At 71.0% G+C, this 14345-nt stretch carries 12 protein-coding genes; 8 read left to right on the top strand and 4 right to left on the bottom strand.

Annotation, left to right across the window (positions count from 1 at the left end; genetic code table 11):
• The first annotated feature begins 3 nt into the window (after nucleotides 1-3).
• Entirely contained in the window at nucleotides 4-567 is a 564-nt protein-coding gene (locus tag DFQ13_RS33080) for a hypothetical protein (protein ID WP_146241219.1), read from the top strand.
• A gap of 204 nt (nucleotides 568-771) precedes the next feature.
• On the opposite strand, the gene DFQ13_RS13335 is transcribed toward DFQ13_RS33080, so the two are convergent.
• The gene (locus tag DFQ13_RS13335; protein WP_146241218.1) at nucleotides 772-3138 is read right to left on the bottom strand and encodes a fibronectin type III domain-containing protein; all 2367 of its coding nucleotides are present in this window, start codon (nucleotides 3136-3138) and stop codon (nucleotides 772-774) included.
• A 764-nt stretch (nucleotides 3139-3902) separates the two neighbouring features.
• Here DFQ13_RS13335 and DFQ13_RS13330 point away from each other — a divergent pair.
• Nucleotides 3903-4514 (top strand): hypothetical protein, encoded by a 612-nt coding sequence (locus DFQ13_RS13330; RefSeq protein WP_110080018.1) that lies wholly within the window; start codon nucleotides 3903-3905, stop codon nucleotides 4512-4514.
• Nucleotides 4511-5134, top strand: coding sequence for a Fic family protein (locus DFQ13_RS13325; RefSeq protein ID WP_219994408.1), 624 nt, complete (start codon nucleotides 4511-4513; stop codon nucleotides 5132-5134). The genes DFQ13_RS13330 and DFQ13_RS13325 overlap by 4 nt, the downstream gene beginning before the upstream one ends.
• On the opposite strand, the gene DFQ13_RS35960 is transcribed toward DFQ13_RS13325, so the two are convergent.
• Complete coding sequence (locus DFQ13_RS35960) at nucleotides 5100-5513, bottom strand: VOC family protein (protein WP_181399959.1); 414 nt, start codon at nucleotides 5511-5513, stop codon at nucleotides 5100-5102. The two genes, DFQ13_RS13325 and DFQ13_RS35960, sit on opposite strands and share 35 nt — an antisense overlap.
• Nucleotides 5514-5527: 14 nt before the next feature.
• Nucleotides 5528-6040, bottom strand: a complete 513-nt coding sequence (locus DFQ13_RS35955) for a Scr1 family TA system antitoxin-like transcriptional regulator (protein WP_219994406.1) — start codon at nucleotides 6038-6040, stop codon at nucleotides 5528-5530.
• A 586-nt stretch (nucleotides 6041-6626) separates the two neighbouring features.
• On the opposite strand from DFQ13_RS35955, the gene DFQ13_RS13310 reads away from it, so the two are divergent.
• The 3 genes from DFQ13_RS13310 (at nucleotide 6627) to DFQ13_RS13305 (ending at nucleotide 8463) form a co-directional block, all read left to right on the top strand.
• A complete protein-coding gene (locus DFQ13_RS13310) occupies nucleotides 6627-7244 on the top strand; it encodes a hypothetical protein (RefSeq protein WP_146241216.1) in 618 nt (205 codons plus the stop codon).
• A gap of 71 nt (nucleotides 7245-7315) precedes the next feature.
• Nucleotides 7316-7711, top strand: a complete 396-nt coding sequence (locus tag DFQ13_RS33815) for a hypothetical protein (RefSeq protein WP_152552337.1) — start codon at nucleotides 7316-7318, stop codon at nucleotides 7709-7711.
• A gap of 20 nt (nucleotides 7712-7731) precedes the next feature.
• Nucleotides 7732-8463, top strand: coding sequence for a class I SAM-dependent methyltransferase (locus tag DFQ13_RS13305; RefSeq protein ID WP_233438386.1), 732 nt, complete (start codon nucleotides 7732-7734; stop codon nucleotides 8461-8463).
• 124 nt (nucleotides 8464-8587) lie between these two features.
• On the opposite strand, the gene DFQ13_RS13300 is transcribed toward DFQ13_RS13305, so the two are convergent.
• Nucleotides 8588-10207: an ATP-binding cassette domain-containing protein gene (locus DFQ13_RS13300; RefSeq protein WP_035288969.1), complete on the bottom strand. Its 1620-nt coding sequence runs from the start codon at nucleotides 10205-10207 to the stop codon at nucleotides 8588-8590.
• Between the two features lie 246 nt (nucleotides 10208-10453).
• Between DFQ13_RS13300 and DFQ13_RS13295 the strand changes: the two genes are divergently transcribed.
• Nucleotides 10454-11815, top strand: coding sequence for a cryptochrome/photolyase family protein (locus DFQ13_RS13295; RefSeq protein WP_110080162.1), 1362 nt, complete (start codon nucleotides 10454-10456; stop codon nucleotides 11813-11815).
• A 127-nt stretch (nucleotides 11816-11942) separates the two neighbouring features.
• Entirely contained in the window at nucleotides 11943-14246 is a 2304-nt protein-coding gene (locus DFQ13_RS13290) for a molybdopterin-dependent oxidoreductase (protein WP_233438385.1), read from the top strand.
• Nucleotides 14247-14345 lie beyond the last annotated feature (99 nt).

Genomic DNA, 14345 nt, shown 5'->3' with positions numbered 1-14345 from the left:
ACCGTGTTCAAGTGGCGCAAGGAGCGCCCCGAGCTGACCGACTCGCTCAGGGTGGAGGCGGATCGACGACGCGCACCCGCCCCACCACTCCCGTCGAGGTCGCCTGCCGCACCGCCGGGACCGGGACTGGCCGCGTTCCTGGCCGACCTGCGACCGCACGAGCCGGTCACCTTCGATTCCCCGACGGCCAAAGCACGTCACGACGCCGTCGTACGACTCGCGCCGCATCCGCTGACCGCCGAGTTGGAGAACACGGCGAGGGAGCTGGTGGGAGTCACCCTGCGGGCGTACAAGGAGAAGAGAGCCGGTCACGAGGGCAACGCGGTCACCGAGGTTCGGGCGATCGGCGCGCGGCTCGGCGCCCAAGGCGGCGGGTTCCTCATGGTGCTGGTGGCCCACCGCGCGCAGTACCTCCTCGACCCGGACTGGCGAGCGGCGCGGGCTGGGGCACTGCGCCGACTCAGGGAACAATCGGGCGGCGAGATGGCGGCGGTGCTGACCAGCGGTGGACCACTGGTCGCCGTCATCGAGGGCTGCTGGGCGGACATCTGCGGCTGGCAGAGGTGACCACCCGGCTGATCAACGGTGAGATGAGCCCGCACTGGCCGCGTGGGGCGGGTATGGGCGCTGTGGCTGCTGTCTGGGTGAATGGCTGGATCGCTGTCGCTACCGGGTGGTGTCAGCAGCCCGTAGCTGGACGATTGGCCGCTGACCAAACGCGAGTGCTCTCAGCGGACGGTTTGGCCGTCCGGCCAGGTGGTTCCTAAGCGGCTACCGGAGTTCGAGTTCGATCCTGCCGGGCCCGGACAAGGACTGGGTCATCCAGGACGACAGCGCCCCGCAGCCCGCGACCGGTGCGACGGTGTAGGCACCGGACAGGCTGGCGGTGGTTGGGGTGAAGGGACCGGTGAGTTCCAGGCGGGATGGCGCGCTGGCGCAGGTTGTGGGTTGGCGCAAGGGGATACCGAAGACCTGGAGTTCCGGGATGGTGAGCGATGCGTTCGTGGCCACCGTCGCTTCGCCGGTGGTCAGGGTGCCGGTGGCTGGGCCTTGTGGGGTCAACCGCACCGAGGCGGTGACGGGGATGATCCCGAGGTAGCGCAGGTTGGCCGTTGTCGCGTTGGCGGTGAGGTCGACGGAGAGTTCGCCGCTGGCGGGGATGAGGGTGCCGGACACCGCTGCGGAGAGCGGGAGGGTGCCGGGCTTGAGCTTCGCGGTGCCGGTCGCGGTGAAGCGCAGGGCGGTGGGGGCTGCGTCGGCGGGGAGGGTGCGGAAGGTGATGCCGTTGTCGGCGGACAGGTCGCCTGCGGCGTTCTTCGAGCGGATGGCGAAGGTGTGCTCGGTGGCCGGGGTCAGGCCGGACACGACCGCGCTGGTGTCCGTCGTCGAGGCGACCGGGGTCGTGCCGTTGTAGACCTCGAACCCGACGATGCCCTCGGGCCTGGTCCAGGAAAGGCGCACCGAAGACGAGGTGATGTCGGACGCGGCGATGTCGTAGGGCGGGCGGACCGCGTCGACGATCTCCACGCGGCCGAACTCGGTGCGGTTGCCCGGCAGCGGATGGCACTGGAATACGAGCCGACCGGGGGCCGCCACCGATCCATCGGCCCGGTACGGGACCAGGTCGTAGAACACGGACTGGGCGTCCCAGGTCATCGTGCCCACGTGGCCGACCGGTGAGAAGTTCAGCGCGAAGGCACCGTCGAGGACCAGGCCGCCCGTCGCGGGAACCGGGATCGGGCCGATGGTGGTCCGGTAGCTGTCCCGCCGCTTCACCTCGCCGGTGAACGAGCGGGGCGCGACCAGATCGCTGGTCGAGCTCACCGTGGCGGCGCCGATTCCGCGCAGCCAGTCCCCCACCGCGGCGTCGAGGTCCATCCGCACCGTCGCGGGGGCGGCGGGGGTGTTCTGGCCGAGCGGGAACCGCGTGGGGAGGGTCGCTCGGGCGGTGACCACGGCTCTGTGCGCTTCGAGCGAGGGCGGAAAGTCCTGGGGCTGCGGGTACGGGGATTCCCCGCAGGTCTGGATCACGCCGTCGGTGGCGGCGACGAAGGTCGTGCTGCCCAGTCCGGTGTCCTGGTCGGGCCGGTCCGCGCAGGCGCCCGCGAGCGCGCCGACCCGATTGCCCGCGGCGTCGAACAGGGCGAGGTCCACTGACACGGGTCCGCGCCGCCACGTGCCCTCGCCTGGCGCGTCCGAGAGGACCGGGTCGACCGTCGTCCACACCAACTCCCGCAGGGGTTGGCCGAGTTCGTGGACGGTGAACTCGACGGGCAGGTCGTAGGTGTTCGTCGAGACCGGGGCTCCTGCGAAGGAGTAGGTGACCGGGAGCCGCACCGAGCCCTTGGCCACGCGGACCCCGGAGTCGAACAGGGCCCGCTGGGTCTGCTCGGCGAGGGTGGCCTCGCCGAACAGCGACAGCGTGGTCGGCGGCCCGCCCGCGACGACCCGCGGGTCGACGGTGGGGGTGAGGGAGAGCGACAGCGGCTGGGTGCCGTTGGGGAAGCCGCAGTCGACGAAGGACGGCGGCAGGGGCTCGGGCGTGAAGAACTGGACGGTCGCGAGCCCGACGACCTGATCGGGGTGGTTGCGGCAGGCGGTGGCCAACGGCGGGACCTCGCCCCCGCCCGGCTCGCGCCCGGTGAGCCGGATCGTGGTGTCGCTCAGCTCGTAGTAGGCGGTGTTCACGTACTGGGTGCTCGTGGGCGGGAACGGCACCGATGCCATCACCTCGAACGAGTCCGCACCAGCAGGCAAAGCCCGGTCGACCGGGACCGTCAGCGGGACGGACCTGCCGAGGTAGCTGACGGAGAAGTCGACCCATCCGCCCACCGAGGTCGCCCCGGTCGCCCGGAGGGCCGCCGTCACCGAGCCGGGGATCGAGGCCGTCACCGCGATCCCGGTCGCCGGAGTGGGCTCGCCCACGGGCCAGCGGGCGGGCAACCGCAGCGTGGCCTTCGCGGTGATGGGAAACGCGCCATAAAGGGACTCTTGGCAGTCCTGCCGGACCTCCGCAGCCTCCGCCGCGCCCACATCCGCCGGGCCCGGGTCGGCGGCGTTCGCCGAGCCGATCGACACCATGATCCCCGCACCGACGGCCGTTGCCGTCGCCAATGCCACGGCTGCTCTGCCACGCATCGTGAACCCCCTCGCCCCAGTAGGGCGAACGATAAGCCATCCCCGATCACGGGGAGCAGAGCCTTGTGCCTCTTACACGCGCCCACTGCGCCTGTTCACGCAGGTGGGGACCGCTCTTCGACCACGACCGCGTCACCCTTGGCCCGTCGTCACCGCCAGGACAGCCTGCCAGATCTCCAACCCACCGACAGGGGATCTTCACTCATCGTCGCCCCGCCACACGATCTGGCCTCCCGCCGCCTCTGCGCGCAGCGAGGCGGCGATCTCCCGGGCAGCTGCGGCCAACGCCGGGAACGCCGCCACCACATCACCCGGCCGCGCACCCACCTGCTTGGCTGCCCAGGCACTCGCGCACCCCGGGCCGCAGAAATCTCCTGAAGGGCTTTCGCCGAGCGGGCCTCCACACTGCTGGCACCCTGTGACCGCGTCAATCGCGGATACGATGTCAGCCACCGAGGTTCCCCCACTTCGATGATCGTCAATCCACCGCTGCGGCCTGCGGACAGGGCCACCACAGGCCGCAGCGGGGAGAATGACGGGTGACGGTGGAGCAGGCCGGTGCCGCGTTCGCCACCCTGGTGGGGTTCCTGCGTGGCGGGCCGTTCACCGCCGGGATCGGAGCCCTCGAACACGGACTGCTCAACGCCGACCACGAAGAAGGTTCACCGATCGCGTCGACGCCTCATCCCAGGCGGGAAGTGGCTCACCCTCGGCCGACCGGGAATCCGGCTGACGGCAGAGCCTTCGTCTGCCACCCTGGGTCCGTGCCATCCTCCCTGACCTGGGCCGATGTCGACCCCGCGGCCCACCCGTTCACCGATGCCGCGGTCGCCCGGTGCGCCCCGGCGGGTGACCCGTGCCCCGAGACCTCCTGGACCGACGCGATGACCGCAGGCCTGGTCGCGCACCACGGCCCCTGGGTCGCGGGCTGGCGGTGGGCCCGCGACGAGGGCGAGATCGGCGGCGGCCCGATCACCGCGTGGTGCTGCCCCGAGCACTCGGTCACCACACCCGCTGAGACCCTCGCCCGCGTCGACGCCGCCGTGCGCGAATGGCGTGCGTGGGTCGAACGCCTGGCCGTCGAGTTCGACCGCCACCCGCTGGCAGGGCTGACCGGACAGGAGTGGGCGCACGCGGCTCGATCCGCCACGACGGCTCTGATCGCACTGGTGGTGGACAGCACGACCGCCGGTGACGCCTGGTACCGGCACTGCGCTCAAGTGCTCACCTGGTACCTCACCCGGTGGGGTGTCAACTCGGTGGCAGCGGGCCAGTGGGTCGAGGAAGCCATCGGCGGCCGGTTCGGCAGCTGGATCGAGCCCGCCCCCTCGGTCCTCCTCGACGTCGCCGGGCGGCTCTCCGACTCCGGACCATGACCGATCACCTCGCGGTGTGGCTGACCACCCGGCAGGCAGTGCCCTGGCACGAGGTCCCCGACCCAGGCCCCGGCCCGCTGATTCCCGTCCGCGACGGCCCGCTGCACGACATCGACACCCATGACCACGCCAGAAGCCCCCGTCGCGCCGCCGGTCTCCGCACGGCACTGACCCTGCTCCGGGCGGACGCCTCGGCCGGGCGCGACCTCTCGATGGACCTCCTCGCCGGGTGGCAGCGACACGTCCTGGCCGAACCCACCCCGCTGCGCACCGGGCCCGCGTTCGCCAAAGACGGCCACGAACGCTACGACTGGCACGTCGACCTCCGCGACCGCCTCGACGTGTTCCTGGCCGAGGCCGCCGATGGTCCACCACTGCCCGCCAGGGCCGCCCGCGCCTACCTCGACGTGTGCTTCCACCACCCGTTCGCCGACGGCAACGCCCGCGCCGCCTTCCTCGCACTCACCTTCATCCTGGCGCGGGCGGGCATCACCCTCGACCAAGTGGGCCCGATCCGCCGGGTCGCCAGATTCGCCGACGACCCGACCGGGGCACTCGCGTTCGCCCAACTGATCGCCACACTGATCACCGCCGCCCGCAGCCGAACACCCGCGCGGTGAAGACCTCGCAAGGCAGGTGGAACAGCCGGTGGCGAACCCAAGAAGTCACGATCTGCCGCAGGCGGGCCGGGGCGGAACCGTCAGCGCACCACCATCTCGCCTCGAGCGGTGGTGATCCCCGCGGCCGCAAGCGCCCAGGTGAACAGGCGGTCTCCTGCCGCGGTGACGGCCGCCAAACGTGCCGCAGCCTCACTTGCGCCAGCATCCATGGCGGTGACGAGTTCCAGATACACCGGGGCGCGAGAGGAACAACCACATTGGCGACCCCCGGAACCGGCGATCCGCCAGGCACGGTTCCCAAACCCCACTCGTGACGAAACCGGTCTGCCGCCGCCTCGAGATCGCGCACACCCAGAAGAACATGATCAAGGAAATTCATCCCGCAGACAGTAATCAGTCGGCCCGGCAGGCCACCACGCGCACAGTGGGCTTCGTCACACCAGATTGGCCACCTGGCCGCTTGGGACACAGCAGGTCGCACTGGCGACGGTGACGCAACGAGGACGCGTCGGCCGCCCAGGCCGCCGCCCTTCGCGGCCGGGGTGATCTCCATGCGCATGAGGGGGTTGGGCAGCATGACGGCGTACGGGGTGACGTGGCCCGGCACCTCGCCGATGGAGTCGGGACGAGCAGCACGTGGATGTGGTCCAGCGCGGCGAATTCCACGAGACGGTCGATCTGTTCGGCCGTGTCGGTCGGGCTTCCCCTGTGCTTCCGGATCGCCTCTTCGCCCATGGTGGCCGTGATCGTGCAGTCTGTCCGGTTCCGCAGAACCGCGCGTCGCCAAGGTCGTGGTGCAGGCGCGGTGTGTAGTTCTGGACAACCAGCTCGGCCATGCTCGGGGGCAGGTTCGCCGCGCGCGGCATCTGGGTGTTCACCAGGACCGGGATCACCCGTATCCCCCATTCGACGGCCAGTTCGATCTCCCGACGGACCCAGCCGCCCGGGTCTTCCAACCTGGGGTGGCCCTCGGCGTCGACAACGTCCAGCCACCGCTCGCCGATCACGGCCAACAGGACGGACGACTGTCGGAGTTCGCCGAGGATCTGCGGTTGGAAGTCCCCCGGCTCGACGGACCTGCTCGTGCGGAACACAGACGCGGGGCCGAAGCGCGCGGTGCACTCCCGGTCGACCAGGGCGGCAGCGAAGGGCTCGTCCTGGTTCCGGCGGCCGGGGCGCCGAAGTACTGCACCTCCGGTCCTACCGGGGAAGCCCGCACGGCTGCCTGCACGTAGTCGGTCGCGTTCTCGGTGTCCTCACCGTAGATGCAGCAGCGGAGACCGGTGAAGGGCATGTGATCCTCTGCTCCAGTTCGCCGTTGGCGATCGGGCGTTCGAGCCACTCCTCCGAGCGGGTACCCACCGTGGTCGGATTTCCGCTGCGGCTGCGGTCGCTGGTGGGAGTCGTGGCGCGGGCCACCATCCGCGCATGACGGGTTCGGCGGGATGGGGCTGTTAGATTGCGCGGCACGGACGTCTCTGGGGGAGGCAGCGTGACGCAGCAGTGGGGGCATCCCGGCCGACCGGGGCCCCAAGGCCACGGCGGGTTCCAGCAGCCGCGGGGCTACCCGCCGCAGCAGGGGTACTGGCAGCCCCCGGTCCCGCAGCCGCCGAAGAAAAGCGCCTTCCTGGTCGTGGCCATCGTGTTGGGCGCCCTCCTCCTGGTGGTGGGCGGTCTGGGCGTCTACTCGGCCCTCACCCGCACTTCGGACAAACCACAGGCGGGCGCCCCGCAGCCCAAGGGCGACCAGGCAACCGGGAAGGAGCTGCCCGCGGACGTGATCACCGCGATCAACGACGGCGACCTGGACTGGATCGGGCAGAACACCTGCCAAGCCGACCGCGACAAGGTCACCGCGACGGCCAAGCGGATGTCGGACTTCGTGCGGGAGCGCGGTGTTCCGTTCAGCAAGCCGGACGACCCCACCGTCGGCGACACCAGCAGCTCGTTCGCCCTGACCGCCTCGGACGGCGACCTGAGCCACTACTCCTGGTCCATCGGCAGCGGCCTGCTCACCTTCGACTCGGGCCGCTGGTGCCTGCGGACCCTGGAGATGGTCGGCGACCCTCAGCAGCCCTACCTCTCTGCCACCCCGACCCCCTCCTCCTGACCCTCCCGCCCTGACCCGGGTGTCCGGCGGGGAGTAGCCGGGACGACGGCTCCACCGGGGTCGCTGGGCTGGTGACGGTGCTGGTCGTGGTGCACTTGGCCGACACGGCGGTGCTGCTGACGCCGGTCGTCCTGGTGACGGCGCGGGATCTGGAGACATCGCGACGCCGCACGCCTGCGCTCGCGCGCACCTGTGCGGGTCGAGGTTCCGGGCAGCCTGGCCAGCCCGGCGGGCTTGGCATCCGCGTGCGAGCCTGCTTGAACGCCCGTCAGCGCGGTGATGGCCTCATTGACGACGCAACAATTTTGAGGAATGAAGCCATGAGGGCGGTTCATCCGATTTTCGGGTTCGGGGAGCGCCGTTTGACGTGCTTCCTCGGGGACACCGCACTCTGGTTCGCAGGGCAATTCGGATGCACCACGGGGACGTGGCAACCTTTTTGCTGCTCGGACGTCCTGTCGACATGATGTCGACTTCAAGGGGCTCTATGGTTCCCGCCGATGGTGGTCGGGCGAACGACTACGACAGCATCGCTGAGGGTTATGCGGCCGAGAACGAGACCAGTCTGTTGAACGCGTACTACGAGCGGCCCGCGATGTTGGAATTCGCCGGGGACGTGGCAGGGCGACGAATCCTTGATGCGGGCTGTGGCTCGGGTCCGCTGTTTGCCGCGCTGCGCGATCGGGGTGCTGCCGTGACCGGTGTCGATGCGAGCCCCGGCATGCTGGAGTTGGCCAGGCGGCGGCTGGGTGCCGATGCGGACCTGCGGGTTGTCGACCTGGCTGATCCGCTGCCCTTTTCCGACGGCGCGTTCGACGACGTCGTCGCGTCCCTGGTGTTGCACTACCTGGAGGACTGGGGGCCGACACTGGCTGAACTGCGGCGTGTGCTGGCGCCTGGCGGGCGGCTCATCGTTTCGGTTGAGCATCCGTTCGCCATAACCCTGATGCAGCGCTTGGCTGGGGGCAAGCCCAATTATTTCCGGACCCGCAAGCGGACCGAGGAGTGGACCATGGGCGGGCAGACCGCTCGGATGAGCTTCTGGGACCGCCCGCTGCACGCGATGACCGAAGCCTTCACCGCGGCTGGTTTTCGCATCGACGTCATCAGCGAACCGCCGCCCGCGCCCGCCGCCCTCGACTTGTTCCCCGAGGTGTTCCGCGAACTCGGGGGTACGCGTTTTCTGGGTTTCCTGTTCTTCGTCTTGCAGGCAGGCTGACGCCGCGACCTGCGCAGGTCGAGGCTCGGACGCCGACGCCAGGGCCACACCCGTGCGGCGCTGGCCTCGGCGACGGCCACTCGATGAGGTCCGGGCACCCCTGGACCCACCCACAAGCCAGGGGTCAGCGTTGGCGGTCGACGCGGCGTTCGTCCCAGACTGGCTCGGTGGTTTCGCGGACCTCGCCGTTGGTGCCGAAGACGAGGTAGCGGTCGAAGGTGCGGGCGAACCAGCGGTCGTGGGTGACGGCGAGGACGGTGCCTTCGTAGGCGCCCAGTCCGTCCTGCAGAGCCTCGGCGCTTTCCAGGTCGAGGTTGTCGGTGGGCTCGTCGAGCAGCAGGGCGGTCGTGCCCGCCAGTTCCAGCAGCAGGATCTGGAAGCGGGCCTGCTGACCACCGGAGAGCTTGTCGAACCGCTGCTCGGCCTGCTGCTCCAGCTCGTAGCGGCGCAGTGACCCCGTGGCCTTGCCTCGGTCGTGGGAGTGGCGGTCGGCCAGGATTTCCAGGAGGGTGCGGTTGAGCAGTTCGGGGTGGGCGTGGGTCTGGGCGAAGTGCCCGGGCACCACCCGCGCGCCGAGTTTCCAGGTGCCGGTGTGCCGGACGTCCTCGCCTGCGAGCAGGCGCAGGAAGTGGGACTTGCCGGAGCCGTTGCTGCCCAGGACCGCCACGCGCTCGCCGTAGAAGACCTCGAGGTCGAACGGCTTCATCAGGCCGGTCAGCTCCAGGCCCGCGCAGGTGAGCGCGCGCACGCCGGTGCGGCCGCCGCGCAGCCGCATGGTGATCTCCTGCTTGCGCGGCGGCTCCGGTGGCGGGCCGACCTCCTCGAACTTGCGCAGCCGGGTCTGCGCGGCGGCGTAGCGGGAGGCCATGTCGTGGCTGCGGGCGGCGTACTCGCGCATGTTCAGGACGAGCTTGCGAAGCTGGGCGTGCTTCTCGTCCCACCGCTTGCGCAGCTCGTCGTAGCGGGCGAAGCGCTCGGTGCGGGCGGCGTGGAAGGTGGCGAACCCGCCGCCGTGCACCCAGGCGTCGGCGCCCGCGGCGCCGGGCTCGACGCTGACGATGCGCTCGGCGGCGGTGGAGAGCAGTTCGCGGTCGTGGCTGACGAACAGCACGGTTTTCGCGGTCTCGGCGAGCCTGGCCTCCAGCCACCGCTTGCCGGGGACGTCGAGGTAGTTGTCCGGCTCGTCGAGCAGCAGCACCTCGTCGGTGCCTCGGAACAGCGACTCGAGCACCAGCCGCTTCTGCTCGCCGCCGGACAGGGTGCGCACGTCGCGCCACTTGGCCACGTCGTAGGGCACGCCCATCGCCGCGGTGGTGCAGATGTCCCAGTGGGTCTCGACCTCGTACCCGCCCACCTCACCCCAGTCGGCGAGGGCCTGGGCGTAGGCCATCTGGGTCTTCTCGGTGTCGGACTCGATCATCGCCGTCTCCGCGGCGTCCACCGCCCGCGCCGCCTCGGCGACCCCGGGTTGGGCGACGGTGAGCAGCAGGTCGCGCACGGTCCGGTCGTCGCGCACCGACCCGATGAACTGCGGCATCACCCCGAGCGCCCCGCTGCGCGTGACCGACCCCCCGTGCGGGGCCAACTCCCCGGACAGCAGCCGCAGCAGCGTCGTCTTCCCGGCCCCGTTCGCCCCGACGAGCGCGGCGACGGCCCCGTCCCCGACCCGGAAGGACACGTCCCCGAGCAGTGCCCGCCCGTCGGGCAGGTGGTACTCGACGTGCGCGGCCTCAAGATGACCCATCGTGCGCGCTCTCCTCACTCGGCACCGGCTCCACGCGCACCCGGTCGCCCCGGCGCACCCCGAGCACCCGGAGCAGCAGGGCGGCGACGGGTACGCAGCCTACAGGGGCGGCACCCGTCCTCCTCGCGCGAGCGGAGCCCGCCCCACGCCTGGTGGACCCGCGCCCGCCCGGAACCGGCCTTCCCGCGCGGGCGGGATCGCGGCGGGTGCCGGAGGATGGGGCAACTGTCGGACGGGGAGTGTGTGGTGGGAACGTCGATCGCTGTGTTCACCCGGGACCTGCGGGTGCGCGACAACCCCGTGCTGCACGCGGCGGCGGCAGCCCAGCGGTGCATTCCGCTGTTCGTGGTGGACGACGCCATCACCGGTTCGTCGTACATGAACGCCAACAGGGCGTCCTTCCTCGCCGACAGCCTGGCCGACCTGGACGCGGGCCTGCGCGGTCGGGGTGGTGTGCTGGTGGTCCGGCGCGGCTCGACCGTCGCCGAAGTCGTGCGGGTCGCCCGGGAGCACGACGCCGACGAGGTGCACATCGCCTCGGACGTGAGCCGGTTCGCCCAGCGCCGGGAGCGGGAACTCGCCCGGGCGCTGGGGTCGTGCGGTGCCGAGCTGCACGTGCACGACTCCTGCGTCACGGCCGTGCCGCCGCTGTCGATCAGCCCGGTCGGGGGCAACGACCACTTCAGCGTGTTCACCCCCTACTTCCGCAGGTGGCAGACGCAGGTCCTGCGCAGGCCCCTGCGGGCGCCCGGCACCATCGCCGTTCCGCAGTTGAACGCGGGTGAGGTTCCCACCGCGCGCCTGCTGCACCCCGGCCCACCGTCGCCCGACCTGTGCACCGGCGGCGAGCAGCAGGCACGCAAGCTCCTGACCCGGTGGGTCCGCGACGCGGTGGACGACTACGCCGACCGGCACGACACGCTCGCCGACGACGGCACCTCCCGGCTCTCGGCGCACCTGCACTTCGGCACGCTGTCGGTGACCGAACTGCTGCACCGGGTCGGCAACCGGTCCGAGGGTGCCCGCGCGTTCGCCCGGCAGCTCGCCTGGCGCGACTTCCACCACCAGGTCCTCGCCGCGCGCCCGGACAGCGCCCACGACGACCTCCGGCCCCGCGGTGACCGCTGGCGCCGGTCCGAGGAGGACCTCGACGCCTGGCGCGCGGGGCGGACCGGGTACCCGATCGTGGACGCGGGGATGCGCCAGCTCGCCCGCGAGGGCTGGATGCACAACCGCGCCCGGCTGATCACCGCCAACTTCCTCGCCAAGACCCTCTACCTCGACTGGCGGCTCGGCGCGCGGCACTTCACCGACCTGCTCGTGGACTGCGACATCGCGAACAACCAGATGAACTGGCAGTGGGCGGCGGGCACCGGGACCGACACCCGGCCCAACCGCGTCCTCAACCCGCTCGCCCAGGCCCGCCGCTTCGACCCCGACGGGCACTACGTCCGCGAGTACGTCCCCGAACTCCGGCACGTCACCGGCCGCCGGGTCCACCAACCGTGGACGCTGCCGCGCGACGAACGGGACAAGATCGACTACCCGGACCCCATCGTCGACCTCCACGACGGGGCCAGCCGGTTCCTGGTGGCGCGCACGCGCTGAACCCCGACCACGCCGTCTTCTGCTCCGCCCCGATCGGGGCTACCGTGGTTGCCTCGTCGCAGGCCGCGCAACCGTTGTCCGGGAACAGGGAACTTCGAGGCGGAGTTGGTGCAGCATGGAACGACGCATGTCGGTCGCGACGCACTGGGGCAGCTTCGTCGCCGTGGTCGATTCCGGTCGGTTGGTGCGGATCGAGCCGAGGGACGATGACCCCGCGCCATCGCCCATCGGCCCCGGGATGGTGGTGGCCGCCGACGACAGCGCCCGCGTGCTGCGCCCCGCGGTGCGCAGGGGCTGGCTGAACGGCGAGCCCCGCACCCACGGCGCGGCCAGGGGCACCGATGCCTTCGTGGAGGTGAGCTGGGACCACGCGATCACGCTGGTGAGCGATGAACTCCGTCGAGTCCGTTCGCAGCACGGGGACAGCGCGGTGTTCGGCGGGTCCTACGGCTGGGCGAGTGCGGGCAGGTTCCACAACGCGCAGGGGCAGCTCCAGCGGTTCCTGGCACTGGGCGGCGGGTACACCGACTCGCGCAACACCTACAGCACCGCGGCTCTGGAGGTCATCCTCCCCCACGTGATCGGTGGTCACCCGTGGAGCTACCAGAGCCGGATGCCGATGTGGGGCGCGATAGCCGAACACTGCGAGCTAGTGGTGGCGTTCGGCGGGCTGGCCCTCAAGAACAGCCAGATCAACCCCGGTGGGCTGGCCAAGCACCAGACGCGCGACCTGCAACGGCGGTGCCGCGAGGCAGGCGTGGAGTTCGTGAACATCAGCCCCATCCGCAGCGACACCGCCGACTTCCTCGACGCCGAGTGGCTGCCCGTCGTCCCCAACACCGACACCGCCGCGATGCTCGGCATCGCGCACACGATGCTGGTCAACGGGTGGCACGACGAGGACTTCCTGCGCCGGTGCTGCGTCGGGTTCGACCGCTTCGCCGCCTACCTGCTCGGCGAGCTGGACGGCGTCCGGAAGGACGCCGCCTGGGCGGCGGGGATCACGGGCATCGGCCGCGAGGCGATCACCGACCTCGCCCGCCGCCTCACCGACCGGCGTTCCCTCATCGTGGTCAACTACGCGGTGCAGCGGGCGGACCACGGCGAACAACCGATCTGGATGTCCGTCGTGCTGGCCGCCATGGCGGGGTCGATGGGTCGGCCCGGGTGCGGGTGGGGCACGGGTTACGCGACGATGGACGCGACGGGCGTCGCCGAGGGCCGCGCCTCCGTGGCGACGATCCCGGCGGTTCCCAACCCGGTCCCCGACTTCATCCCGGTCGCGAGGATCGCCGACACCCTGCTGCACCCGGGCGAGGTCATCGACTACGACGGCAAGCGCCTCACGTTGCCCGAGCTGCGCCTGGTCTACTGGTGCGGGGGGAATCCGTTCCACCACCACCAGGACCTCCACCGCTTGAGCCGCGCCTGGCAGGCCCCGGACACGGTGGTGGTCCACGAAGCCTGGTGGAACACGACGGCCAAGTTCGCCGACATCGTCCTGCCCGTCGCCACCGGCCTGGAGCGCGACGACTTCGCCGCCGGGTTCTCCGACCCCCACCTCGTCGCGATGCCGAAGGTCCGCGAGCCGGCGGGCGAGTCGCGCACCGATCACCGGATCTTCGCCGCCCTGGCCGCCCGGCTCGGGTTCGAGCGGGAGTTCACGGAGTCGCGCTCGGAGAGCGACTGGGTCCGGCACCTCTACGAGCAGACGAGGGCCGCGCTCGGCGGCGATGCCGCCCTGCCGGGCTTCGACGACTTCTGGCGGGACTCCACCGCTGAGCTGCCCGCGTTGACCGGACCGTTCCCCGGCAGCTTCGAAGCCCTCCGCGCAGATCCGCGACGCTCCCCCCTGTCGACGCCCTCGGGCCGGATCGAGATCTTCTCGGAGGAGATCGACTCGTTCGGCTACGACGACTGCGCCGGGCACCCGAGGTGGTACGAACCGGCGGAGTGGCTCCACGCCGGTCTGTCGGACCGGTTCCCGCTGCACCTGATCTCGAACCAGCCCGCCTCGCGCCTGCACAGCCAGTACGACAACGGCGGCCACAGCCTCGCTTCGAAGATCCGCGGTCGTGAGCCCGTGACGATCCACCCGTCGGTCGCCGCGGCGCGCGGCATCGAGAGCGGCATGGTCGTGCGCGTCTACAACGACCGGGGCAGTTGCCTGGCGGGCGCGGTCCTGTCGGACGACGTCATGCCGGGGGTGGTGCAACTGGCCACGGGAGCGTGGTGGGACCCGGTGCGGCCGGGGCTGAGCGGAACGCTGGACCGCCACGGCAACCCGAACGCCCTCACAGCGGATCGACCGTGCTCGCGCCTGTCCCAAGGACCGAGTGCTCTCAGTGCGCTGGTTGAGATCGAGCCGTACGACGGTCCCCTCCCCGAGGTGCTCGCCTTCGCGCCACCGAGCCTCGAGCCGCCCAGTTGACTGTCCATGTGGGCAGCAGCGTCACCCGGATGGATGATCTGATCCCTCCTGGTGGCCGCATCGCTTGAACAACCCGTGTTCGCGTAACTACGATGCGCG

The organism is Actinokineospora spheciospongiae, from assembly GCF_003182415.1.
In the GTDB taxonomy this organism is placed as follows: domain Bacteria; phylum Actinomycetota; class Actinomycetes; order Mycobacteriales; family Pseudonocardiaceae; genus Actinokineospora; species Actinokineospora spheciospongiae.
The sequence above is the reverse complement of the archived record's forward strand: the minus strand, read 5'-3'. Positions and strand labels throughout refer to the sequence as shown.

Excerpts from the sequence above, each read along its gene's own strand:
- DFQ13_RS13335 (WP_146241218.1), bottom strand. The coding sequence starts at position 3,138 with ATGCGTGGCAGAGCAGCCGTGGCATTGGCGACGGCAACGGCCGTCGGT.
- DFQ13_RS13325 (WP_219994408.1), top strand. The coding sequence starts at position 4,511 with ATGACCGATCACCTCGCGGTGTGGCTGACCACCCGGCAGGCAGTGCCC.
- DFQ13_RS35960 (WP_181399959.1), bottom strand. The coding sequence starts at position 5,513 with ATGAATTTCCTTGATCATGTTCTTCTGGGTGTGCGCGATCTCGAGGCG.
- DFQ13_RS35955 (WP_219994406.1), bottom strand. The coding sequence starts at position 6,040 with ATGGGGGATACGGGTGATCCCGGTCCTGGTGAACACCCAGATGCCGCG.
- DFQ13_RS13305 (WP_233438386.1), top strand. The coding sequence starts at position 7,732 with ATGGTTCCCGCCGATGGTGGTCGGGCGAACGACTACGACAGCATCGCT.
- DFQ13_RS13300 (WP_035288969.1), bottom strand. The coding sequence starts at position 10,207 with ATGGGTCATCTTGAGGCCGCGCACGTCGAGTACCACCTGCCCGACGGG.
- DFQ13_RS13290 (WP_233438385.1), top strand. The coding sequence starts at position 11,943 with ATGTCGGTCGCGACGCACTGGGGCAGCTTCGTCGCCGTGGTCGATTCC.